Annotated in this window: 14 protein-coding genes and 1 pseudogene; 6 read left to right on the top strand and 9 right to left on the bottom strand. The window is 63.6% G+C overall.

Features of this window, described 5'->3' with window-relative positions; genetic code table 11:
* Positions 1-122: 122 nt before the first annotated feature.
* From WC739_RS11830 to WC739_RS11815, 4 genes are all read left to right on the top strand, one after another.
* Positions 123-1,010 (top strand): LysR substrate-binding domain-containing protein, encoded by an 888-nt coding sequence (locus tag WC739_RS11830; protein WP_372953216.1) that lies wholly within the window; start codon positions 123-125, stop codon positions 1,008-1,010.
* Between the two features lie 194 nt (positions 1,011-1,204).
* Complete coding sequence (locus WC739_RS11825; protein ID WP_372953215.1) at positions 1,205-2,860, top strand: ABC transporter substrate-binding protein; 1,656 nt, start codon at positions 1,205-1,207, stop codon at positions 2,858-2,860.
* Positions 2,861-3,014: 154 nt separating this feature from the next.
* Positions 3,015-5,435 (top strand): FAD-dependent oxidoreductase, encoded by a 2,421-nt coding sequence (locus WC739_RS11820; RefSeq protein WP_372953214.1) that lies wholly within the window; start codon positions 3,015-3,017, stop codon positions 5,433-5,435.
* Positions 5,436-5,544: 109 nt separating this feature from the next.
* Positions 5,545-6,450 (top strand): SMP-30/gluconolactonase/LRE family protein, encoded by a 906-nt coding sequence (locus tag WC739_RS11815; protein ID WP_372953213.1) that lies wholly within the window; start codon positions 5,545-5,547, stop codon positions 6,448-6,450.
* 50 nt (positions 6,451-6,500) lie between these two features.
* Here the strand turns inward: WC739_RS11815 and WC739_RS11810 are convergent, their stop codons facing one another.
* From WC739_RS11810 to WC739_RS11770, 9 genes are all read right to left on the bottom strand, one after another.
* Positions 6,501-7,406 carry an allantoinase PuuE gene (locus WC739_RS11810; protein WP_372953212.1) on the bottom strand — a complete coding sequence of 302 codons (906 nt, stop codon included), beginning with the start codon at positions 7,404-7,406 and terminating at the stop codon, positions 6,501-6,503.
* A gap of 47 nt (positions 7,407-7,453) precedes the next feature.
* A complete protein-coding gene (locus WC739_RS11805; protein WP_372953211.1) occupies positions 7,454-8,521 on the bottom strand; it encodes a histidinol-phosphate transaminase in 1,068 nt (355 codons plus the stop codon).
* 168 nt (positions 8,522-8,689) lie between these two features.
* On the bottom strand, positions 8,690-9,040 hold the full coding sequence (locus tag WC739_RS11800) for a hypothetical protein (RefSeq protein WP_372953210.1): 351 nt from the start codon (positions 9,038-9,040) through the stop codon (positions 8,690-8,692).
* 198 nt (positions 9,041-9,238) lie between these two features.
* Positions 9,239-9,535, bottom strand: coding sequence for a hypothetical protein (locus tag WC739_RS11795; RefSeq protein WP_372953209.1), 297 nt, complete (start codon positions 9,533-9,535; stop codon positions 9,239-9,241).
* 555 nt (positions 9,536-10,090) lie between these two features.
* Complete coding sequence (locus WC739_RS11790; protein WP_372953208.1) at positions 10,091-10,354, bottom strand: hypothetical protein; 264 nt, start codon at positions 10,352-10,354, stop codon at positions 10,091-10,093.
* 8 nt (positions 10,355-10,362) lie between these two features.
* A complete protein-coding gene (locus WC739_RS11785) occupies positions 10,363-11,472 on the bottom strand; it encodes an alcohol dehydrogenase family protein (RefSeq protein WP_372953207.1) in 1,110 nt (369 codons plus the stop codon).
* A gap of 9 nt (positions 11,473-11,481) precedes the next feature.
* A complete protein-coding gene (locus WC739_RS11780; RefSeq protein WP_372953206.1) occupies positions 11,482-12,861 on the bottom strand; it encodes an aspartate aminotransferase family protein in 1,380 nt (459 codons plus the stop codon).
* A gap of 174 nt (positions 12,862-13,035) precedes the next feature.
* Entirely contained in the window at positions 13,036-14,529 is a 1,494-nt protein-coding gene (locus WC739_RS11775; protein ID WP_372953205.1) for an NAD-dependent succinate-semialdehyde dehydrogenase, read from the bottom strand.
* Positions 14,530-14,659: 130 nt separating this feature from the next.
* On the bottom strand, positions 14,660-15,151 hold the full coding sequence (locus WC739_RS11770; RefSeq protein ID WP_372953204.1) for an Lrp/AsnC family transcriptional regulator: 492 nt from the start codon (positions 15,149-15,151) through the stop codon (positions 14,660-14,662).
* A gap of 83 nt (positions 15,152-15,234) precedes the next feature.
* Here WC739_RS11770 and WC739_RS11765 point away from each other — a divergent pair, with 83 nt between their 5' ends.
* Both WC739_RS11765 and WC739_RS11760 read left to right on the top strand, forming a co-directional pair.
* The gene (locus WC739_RS11765; protein WP_372953203.1) at positions 15,235-16,620 is read left to right on the top strand and encodes a PLP-dependent aminotransferase family protein; all 1,386 of its coding nucleotides are present in this window, start codon (positions 15,235-15,237) and stop codon (positions 16,618-16,620) included.
* 202 nt (positions 16,621-16,822) lie between these two features.
* Positions 16,823-16,958, top strand: a pseudogene (locus WC739_RS11760) (ectoine/hydroxyectoine ABC transporter ATP-binding protein EhuA); the annotation flags it as partial.

Below are 16,958 nucleotides of genomic sequence, written 5' to 3'. Positions count from 1 at the left end.
CGCGCTTTCACGCAATTAGTTCGGCGGCTTTGACCAAAAATATCTATGTCTTGTCGCTTGCCTGCAATTGAACGCCGCCGCGTCCATGCTTTACCTATCCTCGCACAGTGCAGGAGCCGGAGATGAAGCCACCACCCCCTTTGAACTATATCAGATCGTTCGAGAGTTCGGCCCGGCACCTCTCCTTCACCCTGGCGGCCAAGGAGCTTGGATACACGCAGGCGGCGGTCAGCACGCATGTCCGCGCGCTCGAACATTATATCGGACGGCAATTGTTCATCCGTTATCCGCGCAGTCTCAAGCTTACCGAAATGGGCGAGGCGTTCCTTCCGACGCTGCGCCAGGCGCTCGACCAGATCGACCAGGCCACCGAGGCGATTGTCACCTCGTCGCGCAACCGCACGGTGGTGGTCTCCTGTCCGATGAGCCTGGCGGAGAACTGGCTGGCCGGCTGCATGGCCGCCTTCCGCAAGAAACATCCCGAAATCGAGATCGTGCTGCACGGCACGATCTGGGAGGACCTCAGCGAGCAGATCGCCGACATCACCATTTCCACACGGCGTTTCGACGACCGTCCGCCCGCCGGAATTCCACTGTGGAACGACGAACTGGTTCTGCTGTGCGCCCCGACGCTGCTCGATGGCGAGGACGCCCTGAAGCTGCCTCGGGACATCCTCAAGGTCGACTGGATCTTCGTGCATGGGCGCCAGGAATACTGGCAGGTCGTCACGTCGGCGCTGGGCGTTGACATGGACGATCACGACAAGGGCCTGACGACCAACGCTTCCAACATCGCGCTTGAGCTGGCCGCCATGGGGGCAGGGCTCGTCGCGACCCAGCGCTCGCTTGCCCACGCCTATCTCCGAAGGGGACTGCTTGTCGAACCGTTCCCCGTCCGGCCGGCGAGCCCGTGGAACTACTACCTCACCGAGAACCAGCTTTCGAAGGGAACCATCGCGCGCACGGTGCGGGAATGGATTCTCCTGCGGGCGCAGCAGGATGGCGCCTAGCGCCGTTCTCCCAACCCATGTGAATTCTCCAAACTCAAAAATTGACACGCCAATGGCTTCGTTTTTTTAGGTCTTATCGGCCGGGTTTCAGCGGTTTGCCGGGGCTCAAGCCCTTCCGGGATTTTTGCATCGCCTCTAACATCCTCCTTGCAAGGGGAATGTAACGGGCGGAAAGCCCAAACCGGAGAATCACAATGACGATTTTCAAGAGCAACGGTGACTGCGTCCCGGCAGCCATCGAAAGCTACGCAGACGAAGTCAGGAAAGGCGGCATGGATCGCCGCGAGTTCCTTGCCATGGCCAGCGCGATGGGTGCGTCCACGGCGTTCGCCTATTCAATGATCGGCCTCTCGCCGGCGCAAGCCGCTGCCCTGGAGCCGGGCAAAAAGGGCGGCATCCTGAAGATGCAGATGATCATCAAGGACATGAAGGACCCGCGCATGTGGGACTGGTCCGAAATGGCCAACGTGCTGCGCCAGTGCAACGACTACATGATCCGCTACACCACCGACTTCACCTTCGAGGGCCATCTGGTCGAGAGCTGGGAAGTCAGCGACGATGCCACCGAATACACGCTGCATGTGCGCAAGGGCGTGAAATGGTCGAACGGCGACGAGCTCAACGCCGACGACATCGTCTTCAACATCGAGCGCTGGTGCGACAAGGCGGCCGAGGGCAATTCGATGGCCGGCCGCATGGCCACGCTGATCGATCCCGCCACCAAGAAGGCCATCGCAGGCGCCATCACCAAGGTCGACGACCATACGGTGAAGCTCAAATGCGGCCAGTCCGATGTCACCATCATTCCGGGCTTCGCGGACTATCCTGCCATCATCGTCCACCGCGACTTCGACAAGAACGGTGCCGACATGACCAAGACGCCCGGCACCGGCCCATACGAGCTCATTTCGTACAAGGTCGGCGAGTCCGCTTCGGTGAGGCGGCGCAAGGACTTCACCTGGTTCGGCGGCGAGACCTATCTCGATGGCGTCGACTGGACCGACTACGGGACGGACGCTTCGAGCCCGGCCATCGCCAGCGCCTTCGAGGCCGGAGAGATCGACTGCAACTACCAGACGGTCGGCGGCACCGTCGACCTCTATGACAGCATGGGCCTGGTGAAAGAATCCGTCGTCACCGCGGGAACGATCGTGCTGCGCACCAATGTGACGAACAAACCCTACGACGACAAAAGGGTGCGCAACGCCATCCAGCTCGCGGTCGACAACGAGACGGTGCTGAAGCTCGGCTACAGCGGCCTCGGACAGGTCGCGGAAAACCACCATGTCTGCCCGATCCATCCGGAATATTACGAGCTGCCGAAAGTCCCGCGCGACCTGGCGAAGGCCAAGGCGTTGATGACCGAGGCCGGCCAGATGGATCATGAGTTCGAGCTCATTTCCTACGATTCCGACTACGTGAAGGACCCGGCCGATGTCGTCGCCGCGCAGATGCGCGAGGCCGGCTTTAAGGTGAAGCGCACGATCATTCCCGGAACTTCATTCTGGAACGACTGGACGAAGTATCCATGGTCGACCACCGAATGGGGCATGCGCCCGCTTGGCGTCCAGGTGCTGGCGCTCGCCTACCGCAGCGGCGAAGCCTGGAACGAGTCGGGCTACGCCAACCCGGAATTCGACAAGAAGCTCAATGCCGCACTTGCGGTCGCGGACCCTGCCAAGCGTAAGGAACTGATGAAGGATGTCGAGTGGACGCTGCAGGATTCGGGCGTGCTGGTCCAGTCGTTCTGGCGCTCGCTGTACCGCCACCACGCCACCTATGTGAAGAACCTCGGCATGCACCAGACATTCGAGCTGCAGCTGGATAAGGTCTGGCTCGACAAGGCCTAGAACAGGCAAATCCATTGCAATACTCCAGGGGCGCATCTTGTGCCCCTGGTTTCGCCAGGCGACTGCGATTGACCAGCCAGCCAAACAGATCTCCAAGGCGCTCCTTGAAAGCGCAAAAAACAAAAGTCGCCGAACCAAGGGAAGAAATCTCGCTATGCGTACTCATGCACAAGCCGTTGTCATCGGCGGCGGCCTGATCGGTTGCTCGATCCTCTATCACCTCGCCAAATTCGGCTGGTCCGACGTGGTTCTTCTCGAGCGCAACGAGCTGACGTCCGGCTCCACCTGGCATGCGGCGGCCAACATCCACGGCCTGCATGATTCCACCAACATCAGCCGCCTGCAGCACTACACAATGGCGCTCTACAAGGAACTGGAGATCGAGACCGGGCAAGGCTGCGGCATCTTCCAGCCGGGTTCGCTCTACCTCGCCCAGACCGAAGCGCGCGAGCATCAGCTGAGGCTGCAGGAGGCCAAGGCGCGGCGCTACAAGATGAACTTCTACGAGGTCGCGCGCGACGAGGCGGAGCGGCTGCACCCGCTGGTCGATTTCGACGGCATTCGCTGCATCATGTACGAGCCGGAGGGCGGCAATGTCGACCCGTCCGGCGTCACCGCCGCCTACGCCGCGGGCGCCCGCCAGCGCGGCGCCGAGATCCATCGCTTCACCCCGGTCACCGCGACCGAAGCACAACCTGACGGCAGCTGGATCGTGCGGACGCCGAAGGGCGATATTCGCACGCAGTGGGTGATCAACGCCGCCGGCCTCTGGGGTCGCGAGGTCGCCGCGATGGCCGGGCTGCAACTTCCGCTGATCCCCACCGAGCATCAGTATTTCGTCACCGAGACCATCCCGGAAATCGCCGCCATGGGCCGAAGGCTGCCGTCGGTCGCCGATCGCGACGGCGAATATTATCTTCGTCAGGAAGGGCTTGGCCTGCTCGTCGGCGCCTACGAGCGCAAGATGAAGTTCTGGGCCGAGGACGGAACGCCGCTGGACTTCGGCCACGAGCTGTTTCCCGATGATCTCGACCGCATCGAGGAGAATATGCTCCGCGCGATCGCGCGCGTTCCCGCGGTCGGCACCGCGGGCGTCAAAAAGGTGATCAACGGCCCGATGATCTGGTCGCCCGACAGCGCCGTGCTGTTCGGGCCGGTGCCCGAACTCAGCAATTATTTCTGCTGCAACGGCATCATTCCGGGGTTCTCGCAGTCGGGCGGCATGGGCAAGCTGGCGGCCGAATGGATGATAGAGGGCGAGCCTTCGCTGGACATGTTCGCCTGGGACATGGCGCGCTTCGGGCACTGGGCCGGCAAGGCTTTCACCAAGGCCCGGGTGGAGGATCAGTACAGCCACCGCTTCAAGATCCATTTCCCCAACGAGGAGCGTGCCGCCGGACGGCCGGTCCGCACCCGGCCCGCCTATGAGATGCAAAAGCAGATGGGCGCCGTCTTCGGCCTCAATTTCGGCTGGGAGCATCCGCTCTGGTTCGCCGCCGAGGGCGAGCCGCGCGAGGAGACGATCGGCTTCAAGCGCCAGAACTGGTGGGGTCCGGTTGGACGCGAAGCGCGCATGCTGCGCGAGCATGCCGGCATCATCGACGTTTCGAATTTCGCCAAATACGAGGTCAAAGGGCTCGGCGCCGAAGCCTGGCTCAACGCGCTGTTCGCAAACCGCATGCCGACGGAAATCGGGCGCTCCTGCCTCACGCCGCTGATCGGCAAGCGCGGCGGCATCGCCGGCGACTTTACCGTGACGAAGCTGGCCGACGACGAGTTCATGGTGTTCGGTTCCGGCATGGCCGAGCGTTTCCACCAAAGGTTCTTCAAGGCCGTCCCTTTGCCTGAAGGCACCACGTTCCGTTCGCGCACCGAGGACCTGGGCGGCTTCAACGTCGCCGGCCCGAAATCACGCGAATTGCTGCAGCGCTTGACCAATGCCGACCTGTCGACGCAGGCATTTCCGTTCATGCGCTCGCGCCAGATCACGGTGGCTGGTGTCGACGTGGTGGCGCTGCGCGTTTCGTTCACCGGTGACCTGGGCTGGGAACTCTATTGCGCGGCCGCCGACCAGGTCGCGCTCTACAGCGCCCTGCTCGAGGCCGGCAGCGAAGTCGGCGCCGGGCCGGTCGGCTCGCGCGCGCTGATGTCGCTGCGGGTCGAAAAGGGATATGGCAGCTGGAGCCGGGAATATTCTCCCGAATACTGGCCGCAGGAGGTCAAGTTCGATCGGCTTGTCAAAATGGACAAGGGCGAATTCCTCAACCGCGACGCCTACGCCTCGGTCGCCGACAGGCCGGCGCGCGACGAGCTGATCATGCTGTCGATCGATGCCGGGGATGCAGACGCGACCGGCGGCGAGCCGATCTTCCTGCCGGATGGAACACCGATCGGCCAGGTGTCGTCCGGTGCCTATGGCTATTTCGTCGAGCAGTCGCTGGCGCTCGGCTATGTCAAGGCCGGCTCGGCCCGGCCCGGCGACAAGGTATCGGTCGCCATATTGGGAAGGCCGCATGAGGCGACGTTGCTGGCGCATCCTCCGTTCGATCCCGAAGGCAAGCGGCTGCGCGCGTAGTGGCCGGGCGGCTCGTCGCCACGGCTATAGAGGGACAACCGCGGCCGGCCGGAGACGTCGGCGAACCTGAACTGGCAAAGGCTTCAACTGAAAAACAGAGGGGAATCGCATGATCAAACGGGTTCTGCTGGGCACCCTGTTTGCCCTGTCTCTCGCATCTTCCGCGCATGCGGGGGACGCCAAGGTCATCAATGAAGACGCGTGGTTCGCCGAAGGCCCGATCTGGTACCAGGACAAGCTCTTCTACGTCGAATATGGCCGCGGCACCGTCACAGTCTGGGATGGCAAGAAGAACGACATCTTCTGGAAGATGGATGGATGCGGCCCGTCGGCCGTGCTGCCGACCGCCACCGGCGAGTTCCTCGTCACCTGCTACGACAGCAACTCGATCGGCCGCATCTCTGCCGACGGCAAGACGCTGCCGGCCTATGACAAGGACAAGGACGGCAAGCCTTTCAGCGGACCCAATGACTTCGCGCCGGACAAGGATGGCGGCGTCTATTTCACGGGCTCCGGCAAGGGCGGCCCGCTGATCGATGCTTCGGCCTACTACATCGGCAAGGATGGCAGCGTGACCAAGGTCGCCGGCGACCTGCACAACGCCAATGGCCTTGTCATGTCCAACGACGGGATGATCCTCTATCTCGTCGAGACCGAGGACAACCGGATCATCGAGTTCGACGTCGGGCCCGACCACGCCCTGACCAACCGCCGCGTCTTCCTGCGCCTCGACGATCTGTTCCCGAACCTGCCGCATATCTGGCCTGACGGCATCAAGATGGACAAGGCCGGCGAGATGTATATCGGCCAGAGCCCGCGCTCGCTCGACGCGCCGGGCAAGATCATCGTCGTCGACAAGGACGCCAAGCTGCTGCGCACGCTTTCGGTGCCATCACCATCCATGCCGAACTTCGCCTTCGGCCCGGACGAGAAAGTGCTCTACGTGATGGCGCTCGACCAGATCGACGTGGCGCCCTGGCACGGCAAGGTCTACGAGGTGCCGAACAAGCAGTGATCCACAGCGGACGGGCGAAGGTTTCGCCCGTCCGTTAAGAGCCAATGGGGTCAGCCGCCGAACCGATCCAGCCAATGTTGGGCGAGGTCGGAGCGGCGGCAGATCCAGATGTCCGGATTGGCCTTGATCTTGTCGAGGAAGCGGGCGAGGCCGGCCATGCGGCCTGGCCTGGCCGCAAGCCGGCAGTGCAGCGACACTGTCATCATGCGCGGTGTCTTCTCGCCTTCGGCCAACAGCCAGTCCACGCCATCGCTGACATATTCGAAGAACTGGCTGCCGGTCTCCAGGCCGGAGCCGCGCGAGAACCGGCTGTCATTGTTGTCGAAACTGTGCGGCACGACCAGATGCCGCTTGCCATCGACGTCCAGGAAGTAGGGCAAGTCGTCATTGTAGTCGTCGCAATCGTAGAGGAAGCCGCCATGTTCGGCCACCAGCCGCCTTGTGTTGAGGCTGGGCCGGCCGGTGTACCAGCCGAGCGGGCGAATGCCTGTCATTCGCTGGACTGTATCGACTGTCATCGCGATGTGCTGGCGTTCCTCGTCCTCGCTTAGTGGTGCGTAGTCGATCCAGCGCCAGCCATGGCAGACGATATCGCTGCCGAGGCTTGCGATCGCCTTGCCGGCGGCCGGGTTGAGCTCCAGCGCCCGCCCGACGACGTAGAAGGTCGGAACGATCTCCTTGTCCTGGAACAGTGACAACAAACGCCAGACGCCGACGCGTGAGCCGTATTCGTAGAGCGATTCCATATTGCGGTTGCGCAGGCCCGGCACCGCCGGGGATACGGCAAGGTCCGACAGGATCGCCTCGGAGACGCCGTCGCCTTCGCCGATGCTGTACTCGGCCCCTTCCTCATAGTTGACGACAATATTGAGCGCCAGCTTGGCGCCGCCCGGCCACTCGGCGGCCGGAGGCTTGTCGCCATAGCCGATGAAATCACGGGCGGGCAAATACGGCATTCTCAAATCTCCTTAGGATGCAGTCGCAAAACATGCGGTCGCCGGATCTATTCCCCGTGCATGTCGATCAGTATGCGCAGCGCTCGGTCCATGATCTCTTGTGGACCGACCGTCGCGCGCAAACAGTCCGTGAGGCCGTAACCGCCCAAGCTGCGGACGATGATATCGGCGCCGCGCAAGGCTCGCTCGGCGGCCTCCGCGGCGGCTGCGTCGGGAAAGCGGACCAGCACGAAATTGGTTCGGCTTTCCGTTACCTCATATCCGGCAGCCCGCAGGTCCTGGGCGAACCCGTCGCGAATCCTCGCCGTGCGGGCCACCGTCTGGCGCATGTAGGGCTCGTCCTCCACCGCCGCGACCGCCATTGCCAGACTGGCGGTGGTGACCTGGTTGGAGTTCTGGAGCTTGCGCACTTCGGCGGCGACCGAAGGCGCAAACAGCCCCCAGCCGACGCGCGCGCCAGCCAGGCCATAGGCCTTGGAAAGCGTGCGCAGCACGACGGTATCGCCGCGTGCGACAAGCGCAAACAAAGGCCGTGGGTCCTGATCGTCGAACTCGCCATAAGCCGCGTCGATCACGAGCAGCACATCCCCGCGCAACGCGGTGCGCAAGCGCAGCAGTTCGGCATTGCGGATGACAGTGCCGGTCGGGTTTCCGGGATTGCAAACGAAGACAATCCGCGTTGCCGGCGTGACAGCGGCGAGAATGTTGTCAACCGAAACGGCGAAATCCTGTTCCGCGGCCTTGACGTAGGCAGCGCCGGTGCGAGCCGCCGCGGAGGCCACGAAATTATAGGCATAGGAGGTGCCTAGCACCTCCGCGCCCGGCCCCGCGAACGCCGCGATGGTGCAGCTGATCAGCTCCATCGAACCGGCGCCGCACAAGATCAGGTCAGGCTCGACCCCATACGCTTGCGCGATCGCCTGGCGCAGCGCCGTCCAGTCCGGGTCGGGGTAGAGATTGCTGCGGGCAATCGCGTCCTGGCCAGCGGCGATCGCGCTTGGGCTGGGCGGAAAGGCGCTTTCGTTCTGAGCTAGGGTTGGCCGGTCATGGCCGCCGAAATTCGCCAGTGCGAACGCCGACATGGCTTCGATATGGGCCGCTGCTTTCAGAGGCATGATTGGTCATTGGGAAACATGCTGGCGGTCATCTCGCGAGCTACCCCTGCCGAACGACATACGGGCAAGCTACAAGCCGCAAGCGCATGCGCAAGCAAAAACAAGCTGCGCAATGGCTTCGAAAATCTGGCCCTCGTTGGACAGGTCAAGAAAACTCGCCCGGCGACGTCAGTGATACCTGCTTGCCGCGTCCAACGCTGCATCATGCCTGTCAGTCCGGCCAGTCAGGATTGACCAAGCCGAAGTTCGATAGCGTCCGTCGCCGCATTGGGCGCTGTCGCGCAGTTCGGTGGCGTATATGATCTGAGCTTGCGCCGCGTTCAGTACTGAGCGCACTTCAGCCGGTGAAAATTCCATCATGTATCGGTACTTCGAACCGTCGGCGTACATGCCCTCCGCGTCAATCGACACGAGCACCGCTCCGGCGTGCCCCGGCTTGAAATCTCCGGCGTTCAAAGCGCGATGAAAGATGGTCCGAGGCGTTCCTTGCCGCTTCGCGGGACGAACCTGAATACGCATTGGATCACGTGCTCCCTGGTGGATCTCGCGCGTCATCGTCTCAGGGAAAGGTTGACCATTTTTTGACCGACTCCGGCCGACGGCAGGGAAAGCTTCCCTGCGGTGCTCCAGGCGGCTGGTTTTTCGGCGTTCCGGGCCGGCTGAAAAGAACCCCGGCAGTGAAGCCGGGGCTCTCCAAATTCGATCTGGTTCTTCAGATCACGGGCAGTTCTGAGCTTCCTGCTTGGTGGTTGCCCCTTCCGTGGTGGTGGCGCCATCCGCGGCATTCTTGCACTTGTCTGGAGCACCTGATTGATCGGTCTGATCCGTGGTCGTGCCCGTTCCATTCGCCGCGCCGTTGGTGTCGCCAGCGTTGGTTCCGCCGTTTGTGGTGCCACCGTTGGTCGTGCCGCCGTTGGTGGTGCCGCCATTGGTTCCGGTGCCACCACCCGTCTGTGCCATCGCGCCGCCGACGAGCCCGAGTGTCAAAATCGCTGCTGCCAAAACTCTTGTCATCTTGCTTCTCCGTCCACCGCACAATCGCGAGGTGACAGGCAAACAAGACGGCGCTGCCGATGTTCCTGGATATATTGCTCAGGCCTGCGGGAACCTGCCTTGGCGGCTGAAGTTTCGCATGCGTGCGTACGGTACCCCGGGCCGTCGAATCCGAGGCGGCAGAATTATTTCTCACGAAAAGGAAAGCACGTCGCGGGATGGCTTTGTGCCCCCCCGACCGTTCAATTTGGTCATTGTCCTTCGCCAGTCGGCCCGGGCCGATCACGGAGGGCGTTCGACGAGATCGGCCGCGCCCCGTCCGAACTGTTCGACGCGTAACCGTCAGGGCGTGTTGCGCAGCCCGCTACCGCGGCAAACCGTGCATGTGATGACAGCGCCCTTGCATTGTCGATTTTGCGTGCCGGGGGGACAGCAGCGGCCTTGAGTGGCCACGCTTTTGCAGCATTGAAATATCTTGCCCGAACCCAGGCATTGTTGGCAGCGAAACTTCCTGAAATCCATCCACGCATCCGCCCGAAAATGGCAGATACGCAAGCGGAAAGCGTTAGGTTTCAGTCATTCCATGTCCGGCACTTCACCGCTTTGGAGCAAGGTCGTTGGCGGGCCATAATCGCCCAGGGCGGGGTCAGCATCCCGGCTCCAGGCGACGACGCCGGCATGCTTGCCAGCCAACGCCCTGGCCGCTCGGATTGCCCGATCCTCGCTCTGCTGGTCGGTCGGCCCATAGGCAGTGAACAGCTCGCCATCGTCGCCGCGGTCGAATGCGACGACAACGATCAGCTTGGGCTTCTTGTGACCGGGCAGGACATGATCGGACATTGATACTCCTAGAGGAAACGGCTGCCGTCCCACATCGCGTCCGGCACCACCACCAGCTTGCCGACGAAATCCTTGGCGATGAAATCCGCCTGCGCGTGGTGGAAATCGGAGAGCCTGTAGACGCCCCCGACCAGCGGCCGGATTTTCTTCGCCTCGATGTATCCAACGATGCGGCGGAAATCGGCGCGGGTGCCCTGGCTCGAACCATGCAACTGCAGCTGCTTCAGATACATGGTCCTCAGATCGAGCTGGACGACCGGACCGGCGATCGCGCCGGCAGTGGTGTAGCGGCCCTCGGGCCGAAGGATGCGCAGTAGGTCGTTGAAGATCGCGCCGCCGACGAGGTCGGCCACGACGTCGATCGGCTGACCCGCGGTCGCCTCGTGCACGGCTTGCGGCAGGTCGGCGACGCCACGGGTGATCACCGCCTCGGCACCGATGTCCAGCACCGCCTGTTCCTTGCCCTTGCCAACGACGGCATAGGGAATGGCGCCGCGCGCCCGCGCCAGTTGCACGATGCCGGAACCGACGCCGCCCGATGCGCCGGTGACCAGCACCCGCTCGCCGGCCTTCAAACCGGCGCGCTCCAGCATCTGTTCGCCGGTGAGGTAGGCGCAGCAGAAGGTGGCGAGCTCCACGTCGCTCAAGTGCGTGTCGACGACATGGGCATTCTGCGCCGGCACGGCTTGGTACTCGGCGTAACCGCCATCGCGACCATGGCCCATATAGTCGATGTCGGCCAGGGAATCGTCGTCGCGGTTGTAGATGGAAAAATCGACCATCACCCGTTCGCCGATACGGTCCGGCGAAACGCCTTCGCCGACGGCAACGACGGCACCGACCGTGTCGGTGCCCTGGATGCGCGGGAAGGTCAGCGTGTTGCCCTGGCGCCGCCAGGTCGACACCGCTGCCGCGTCCTCTTCGGTGCCATAGGCGCCCTGGCGCACCCAGACATCCGTGTTGTTCATGCCGCAAGCGGTGACCTTGACCAGCACTTCACCAGGCGCGGGCGAGGGCACTTTGACGTCGGTGCGGTAGACGAGCTTTTCCGGGCCGCCGTGCCCGGTGAGCAGCACGGCAGCCATGGTGGCGGGAAGGGTTCTGGTCATCGCATTCATGGGTCGAGCTCAGAGATTGGCAAACACGCTTTTCACCGCATCCGCGGTCTTGGACACCACGATGTCGGCCTCTTCACGCGTCAGGCAGAGCGGCGGCGCAAAGCCGAGAATGTCGCCCTGCGGCATGGCCCGGCCGATGACGCCGCTTGCCGCAAGCGCCGTCGCCACTTGCGGTCCGATCTTCTGCGAAGCGTCGAAGAACACCCGGTCGTCCCTGTCGGCAACGAACTCGACCGCCGCCAGCATGCCGTCGCCGCGCACGTCGCCGACGTTTTTATGGCCGCCGACTGCCTTGGCTAGCTCCGCGCGGAAATAGGCGCCGGTCTCGCGGGCATTCGTCACAAGGTCCATCTCGTCGATCAGTTCGAGATTGGCGACGCCGGCGGCAACGCAGATCGGATGCGCCGAATAGGTCCAGCCATGGCCGAGCGAGCCGAGCTTGTCGGACCCTTCGACCAGCACCTGCCACATCGTGTCGGCGACGATGACGCCCGACAGCGGCGCGTAGGCCGAGGTCAGCCCCTTGGCGATGGTGATCAGGTCCGGCTTGATGCCGTAATGATCGGAGCCGAACATGGTGCCCAGCCGGCCAAAGCCCGTCACCACCTCGTCTGCCACCAGCAGGACGTCGTACTTCTTCAGCACCGCCTGGATCTTTTCCCAGTAGCCGGCGGGCGGCGGCACGATGCCGCCGGTGCCGAGGATCGGCTCGCCGATGAAGGCGGCGACGGTTTCGGGACCCTCAGCCAGGATCATCTCCTCGAGCTTGTCGGCGCAATGCTGCGAGAACTGCTCCTCGCTCATCGAACGATCGGCGCGGCGGAAGTAGTACGGCGCCTCGGTGTGCAGGATCGGCGCGCGCGGCAGGTCGAAGGCGTTGTGGAACAGGTCGAGCCCGGTGAGCGACCCCGTCATCACGCCCGAGCCGTGATAGCCGCGCCAGCGCGAGATGATCTTCTTCTTCTCCGGCCGTCCCAGCACGTTGTTGTAGTACCAGATCAGCTTGATGTTGGTTTCGTTGGCGTCAGAACCCGAGAGGCCGAAATAGACCCTCGACATGCCCTGCGGCGCGCGGTCGATGATCATCTTGGAAAGCGTGATCGAGGCCTCGGTGCCGTGGCCGACATAGGCATGGTAGTAGGCGAGGTTGCTGGCCTGGGCGGCGATGGCGTCGGCGATCTTCTGGCGGCCATAGCCTACATTGACGCAATAGAGACCGGCGAAGGCATCGATGCTCTTCTTGCCGTTGATATCCCAGACGGTGACGCCTTCACCTCCGGCCATGATCCGCGTCGGGCTCTCGCCGCGCGCGTGCATGCCCATATGGGTCGAGGGATGGAAGAAGTGGTCGCGATCCCAGGCGGCGAGTTCGTTGGACTGATCGAGCATTTTTTGACTCCTTGAGGAAAGCGGATGCCACTTAAGATGTGTCGAGATTCAGGTCAGGCCGAGCCGAAAATGTCAGATTTCGAGAACCGGAGCGGAGCGTACTCAAGTACGTGAGCACCGGAAGCGCAGAAGCCTGGCATTTGCAGGCTGGCATCATCTGAATATCGACACATCTTAGGCGACGTCCAGGCAGAGATACTTCAGATCGGTAAAAGCTTCGAGCCCGTGGCGCGAGCCCTCGCGGCCGATGCCGGATTGCTTGACGCCGCCGAACGGGATCGGCGCGCCGGTGATCTTGACGCGGTTGATGGCAACCATGCCGTAGTCGAGGGCGCGGCCCATGCGTTGCTGGCGGGCGCCGTTCTCGGTCACGACATAGGCGACCAGGCCATATTCGGTGGCGTTGGCGCGGGCGATCACCTCATCCTCGCTGTCGAACGGCGTGACGGCGGCGACGGGGCCGAACGTCTCCTCGCGCATGATCAGCGCTTCGTCGACGACATCTGCCAGCAGCGTCGGCTGATAGAACAGGGGGCCGGCCTGATGGCGCTTGCCGCCGGTAAGGCAGCGTGCGCCATGGGCGATGGCATCGGCGACCTGCTCCTCGACCTTCGCCACGGCGCGCTCATGCATCAGCGGCCCGATATCGATCTTGTCGGAGAGCCCATTGCCGATCCGCAGCGCCTCGATGCGCGCGGTGAAAGCCGCGCAGAAGCGATCGTAGATCGGACGCTGCACATAGATGCGGTTGGCTGCCAGGCAGTCCTGCCCCGAGGTGGCGAATTTGGCGTCGACGGCGATGCTCACTGCCTTGTCGAGATCGGCGTCGGCAAAGACGATCAGCGGCGCGTGGCCGCCAAGCTCCATCACCAGCCGCTTCATCGTCGCCGCACTTTGTGCGGCGATCAGCCTGCCGATCTCGGTCGACCCGGTGAAGCTCATGGCGCGGACTCGCGGGTCTTCGCACATGCGGCCGACGATCGTCGAAGCCTTGCCGGTGACGATGTTGAAGACGCCTGCGGGCAGGCCGGCACGCTCGCCGAGTTCGGCCAGTGCCAGTGCCGAGAGAGGCGTTTCCGAGGACGGATGCGCGACGATGGTGCAGCCGGCGGCGAGTGCCGCGGCCGCCTTGCGGGTCAGCATGGCGGATGGGAAATTCCACGGCGTGACGACACCGACGACACCGAGCGGTTCGCGCCGCACCATCATTTCGGCGTTCGCCAGATGGCTGGTGACGCTCTCGGCGTTCAGGCGCCTGGCCTCCTCGGCATACCATTCGACAAAGGAGGCGGCGTAGTCGATTTCGCCCAGCGACTCCTGCAGCGGCTTGCCCTGTTCGAGCGTCATCAGGAGGGCCAGGTCACCCTTCGCGGCGACGATCAGCTCGAACCATTTTCGCAGGATCCTCGACCGCTCTTGCGGCAGAAGCGAGCGCCAGGCCGGGAAAGCCCGCGCGGCGGCATCGATCGCTCTTGTCGTCTGCCGCGCATCCAGCGCGGCGACGAAGGCGACGGTGGTGCCTGTCGCCGGATCGGTGACCTCGAAGCTCTCGGCCGCCTCGCTCGCCGTCCAATGGCCGTCGACATAGGCAAGCTCACGCAGCAGCCGGCGATCGGCGAGGCGGTCGAGCGCTTCATGGCGATGCGAGCGGGCGAAATGCGCGGACATGGTCGATGCCTCCCGGTGCGGTCTGATGCGGGAAGACTATCCGCCATGGGCAGACAGAGAGGCTGTTTGGGAGCGCGCCGGTAGAGAGTCTCTCTCTATAGCACCGGTCGGGCAGACGATCTCTCCGGCGCTACGTCGATGCCGGCAACAGGTCGGCCAGGGGCAGCGCAACATCGTCCTTCACCGTCTTGATGACGATGTAGGTGAAGTAGCGATCGATGCCGATCTCGCGCTCCAGCAAGCCATCGACCAGGCGCTGGTAGGCATCGATGTCGCGCGCCATCACCTTCAGCACATAGTCGACACCGCCGCCGACAGACCAGCAGGCGACGATCTCGGGGATATCGCGGATGACGCGCTCGAAGCGGTCGAAATCGGCCTGGCGGTGGCTGGCCAGCGTCACCTCCATCAGCACGGTGGCGACGGGCGCCACGACGCGCATCGCGATCCGGGCATGGTAGCCCGACACGATGCCGGCCTTTTCCAGCTTGCGCAGCCGCATCCAGCACGGCGTCGGCGACAGCCCGACCTGTTCCGCCAGCGCCAGCTTGGTGATGCGTCCGTCGCGCTGGATGGCGTCGAGGATTTTCAGGTCGATCGGGTCGAGTTTCGCTGATGTCATCGGCGTCCACTTTTTGGTCCACCGCACCATGACGGCGCATTATTTCGATTGTCAATTGCACTGATTTCGATCTCTAATAAGTCATGACATTGTGGCAACCCGATCCTGCGCTCCTCCGGCGGCCAGCCTATCAATCACTGGCCGACCAGTTCGCGCGCGCCATTCATGACGGGCGCCTTGCCAATGGCGCCCGGCTGCCGACACATCGCCGACTGGCCGACGATCTGAAACTGTCGGTGCAGACGGTCAGCCGGGCCTATGAGGAGCTGATCCGGCGGGGCCTGATTTCGGGCGAGATCGGTCGCGGCAGCTTCGTCCAGACGCAGCGCCGCGAGCCGGAGCCGCCCTATCTGCCGGAGCGCCTGGGCGAGGTCATCGACCTCTCGATCCTGAAGCCGGTCTGCGAGCCGATGCATCTGGAGCGGCTGAAGCAGGCGCTGGGCTGGCTGGCCGAAAACCTGCCGTCGAGTTCGGCGCTGTCGTTCCGGCCCAATATGGTGTTTCCGCGCCACCGCGCTGTGGCGGTCGAATGGCTGAAACTGTGCGGCCTCGACATTTCCGCACAGAACATCAGCCTGACCAATGGCGCCACCGCCGGCATGACAGTGGCGCTGATGAGCGTGGCGCCGCCTGGGTCCACCGTCGCCACCGAGGCGATCGGTCACCACACGCTGGTGCCGCTGGCGCGCTATCTCGGCTTCAACCTCGAAGGCCTGCCGATCGACGGCAATGGCCTGATCCCCGAGGCGCTGGACGAGGCCTGCCGGCTATCCGACATCCGGGCTGTGTTCGTGCAGCCTTCGGTAATCAACCCGACGGCAACCCTGATGGATGCACGGCGGCGCGAAGAAATCGCCGCGGTTGCGCGCAAGCACGATATCGCCATCATCGAGAACGATGTGCTGGGTCCGCTGGTCGAGGACAGGCCGCCGCCGGTCGCGGCTTTCGCGCCGGAGCGCACGCTCTACGTCACGTCCTTCACCAAGATTACCGTGCCTGGCTTGCGCATCGGCTATCTCGCGGCTCCCGACCGCTATGTCGCTGCCGTGGCCAACCGGCACCTGGTTTCGAACTGGATGGCGACGCCGCTGGTGGCCGAGATCGCCACCAAATGGGTAACCGACGGCACGGCGATGGAGCTTGTCCGCTGGCAGCGCGCGGCGCTGCGGCGGCGGCAGGACATCGCCGCCGAAGTGCTTGCCGGTATCGACTATCGCGCCCGGCGCGACGGGCTGCATATCTGGCTGCAACTTCCCGGTGACCGTGCCGAGGAGGGCTTTGTCGCCCAGGCGCGGCTACGGGGCGTGGCGATCGCGCCGGGCACCTCTTTCCGCATTTCGGACGCGCCATGGCATCCGGCCGTGCGCATCTCGCTGGGGTCGACCACCGAGGGAGAACTGCGCGCCGGCCTCGGCGTCGTCACCAAGCTGTTGCTTGGCGATCCGGAGCATCTGTTGCTGGCAATCTAGCAAGTGCGCTCCGTTCCGGTTCCCGGACGCCGCCACCATTCTCGGCTCGGCCTCAGCCAAAATCTCGGCGGATTCGGGCACCTGCTGCCCAACAAATGGGCGGAACGGGAAATATTGTCATGATTTTATTTTCCCAATTGACATGATTTGGCGCGTTCCGCATCGTTAAGGGCATAGGCTTCTCCAGCACGGGGAAATTCACTTGTCCGCCACCGCGCCCATCATCAAGATCGACGGCATCTCGAAGAGCTTCGGCAGCTTCAAGGTGCTGGACGGCCTGTCGATGCAGGTCATGCCACGCGAGAAGCTGGCGCTGATCGGCCCGTCCGGCTCGGGCA

This window comes from Mesorhizobium sp. (assembly GCF_041661565.1).
Lineage (GTDB): Bacteria > Pseudomonadota > Alphaproteobacteria > Rhizobiales > Rhizobiaceae > Mesorhizobium.
Note: the sequence above shows the minus strand (reverse complement) of the source record. Positions and strands in the feature narration are given on the sequence as shown.

What these genes read in the sequence shown, in the direction of transcription:
- WC739_RS11805 (WP_372953211.1), bottom strand. Translation starts at nt 8,521, where the DNA reads ATGCCTCTGAAAGCAGCGGCCCATATCGAAGCCATGTCGGCGTTCGCA.
- WC739_RS11795 (WP_372953209.1), bottom strand. Translation starts at nt 9,535, where the DNA reads ATGACAAGAGTTTTGGCAGCAGCGATTTTGACACTCGGGCTCGTCGGC.
- WC739_RS11790 (WP_372953208.1), bottom strand. Translation starts at nt 10,354, where the DNA reads ATGTCCGATCATGTCCTGCCCGGTCACAAGAAGCCCAAGCTGATCGTT.
- WC739_RS11770 (WP_372953204.1), bottom strand. Translation starts at nt 15,151, where the DNA reads ATGACATCAGCGAAACTCGACCCGATCGACCTGAAAATCCTCGACGCC.
- WC739_RS11830 (WP_372953216.1), top strand. Translation starts at nt 123, where the DNA reads ATGAAGCCACCACCCCCTTTGAACTATATCAGATCGTTCGAGAGTTCG.
- WC739_RS11825 (WP_372953215.1), top strand. Translation starts at nt 1,205, where the DNA reads ATGACGATTTTCAAGAGCAACGGTGACTGCGTCCCGGCAGCCATCGAA.
- WC739_RS11775 (WP_372953205.1), bottom strand. Translation starts at nt 14,529, where the DNA reads ATGTCCGCGCATTTCGCCCGCTCGCATCGCCATGAAGCGCTCGACCGC.
- WC739_RS11810 (WP_372953212.1), bottom strand. Translation starts at nt 7,406, where the DNA reads ATGCCGTATTTGCCCGCCCGTGATTTCATCGGCTATGGCGACAAGCCT.
- WC739_RS11815 (WP_372953213.1), top strand. Translation starts at nt 5,545, where the DNA reads ATGATCAAACGGGTTCTGCTGGGCACCCTGTTTGCCCTGTCTCTCGCA.
- WC739_RS11820 (WP_372953214.1), top strand. Translation starts at nt 3,015, where the DNA reads ATGCGTACTCATGCACAAGCCGTTGTCATCGGCGGCGGCCTGATCGGT.
- WC739_RS11785 (WP_372953207.1), bottom strand. Translation starts at nt 11,472, where the DNA reads ATGAATGCGATGACCAGAACCCTTCCCGCCACCATGGCTGCCGTGCTG.
- WC739_RS11765 (WP_372953203.1), top strand. Translation starts at nt 15,235, where the DNA reads ATGACATTGTGGCAACCCGATCCTGCGCTCCTCCGGCGGCCAGCCTAT.
- WC739_RS11780 (WP_372953206.1), bottom strand. Translation starts at nt 12,861, where the DNA reads ATGCTCGATCAGTCCAACGAACTCGCCGCCTGGGATCGCGACCACTTC.
- WC739_RS11800 (WP_372953210.1), bottom strand. Translation starts at nt 9,040, where the DNA reads ATGCGTATTCAGGTTCGTCCCGCGAAGCGGCAAGGAACGCCTCGGACC.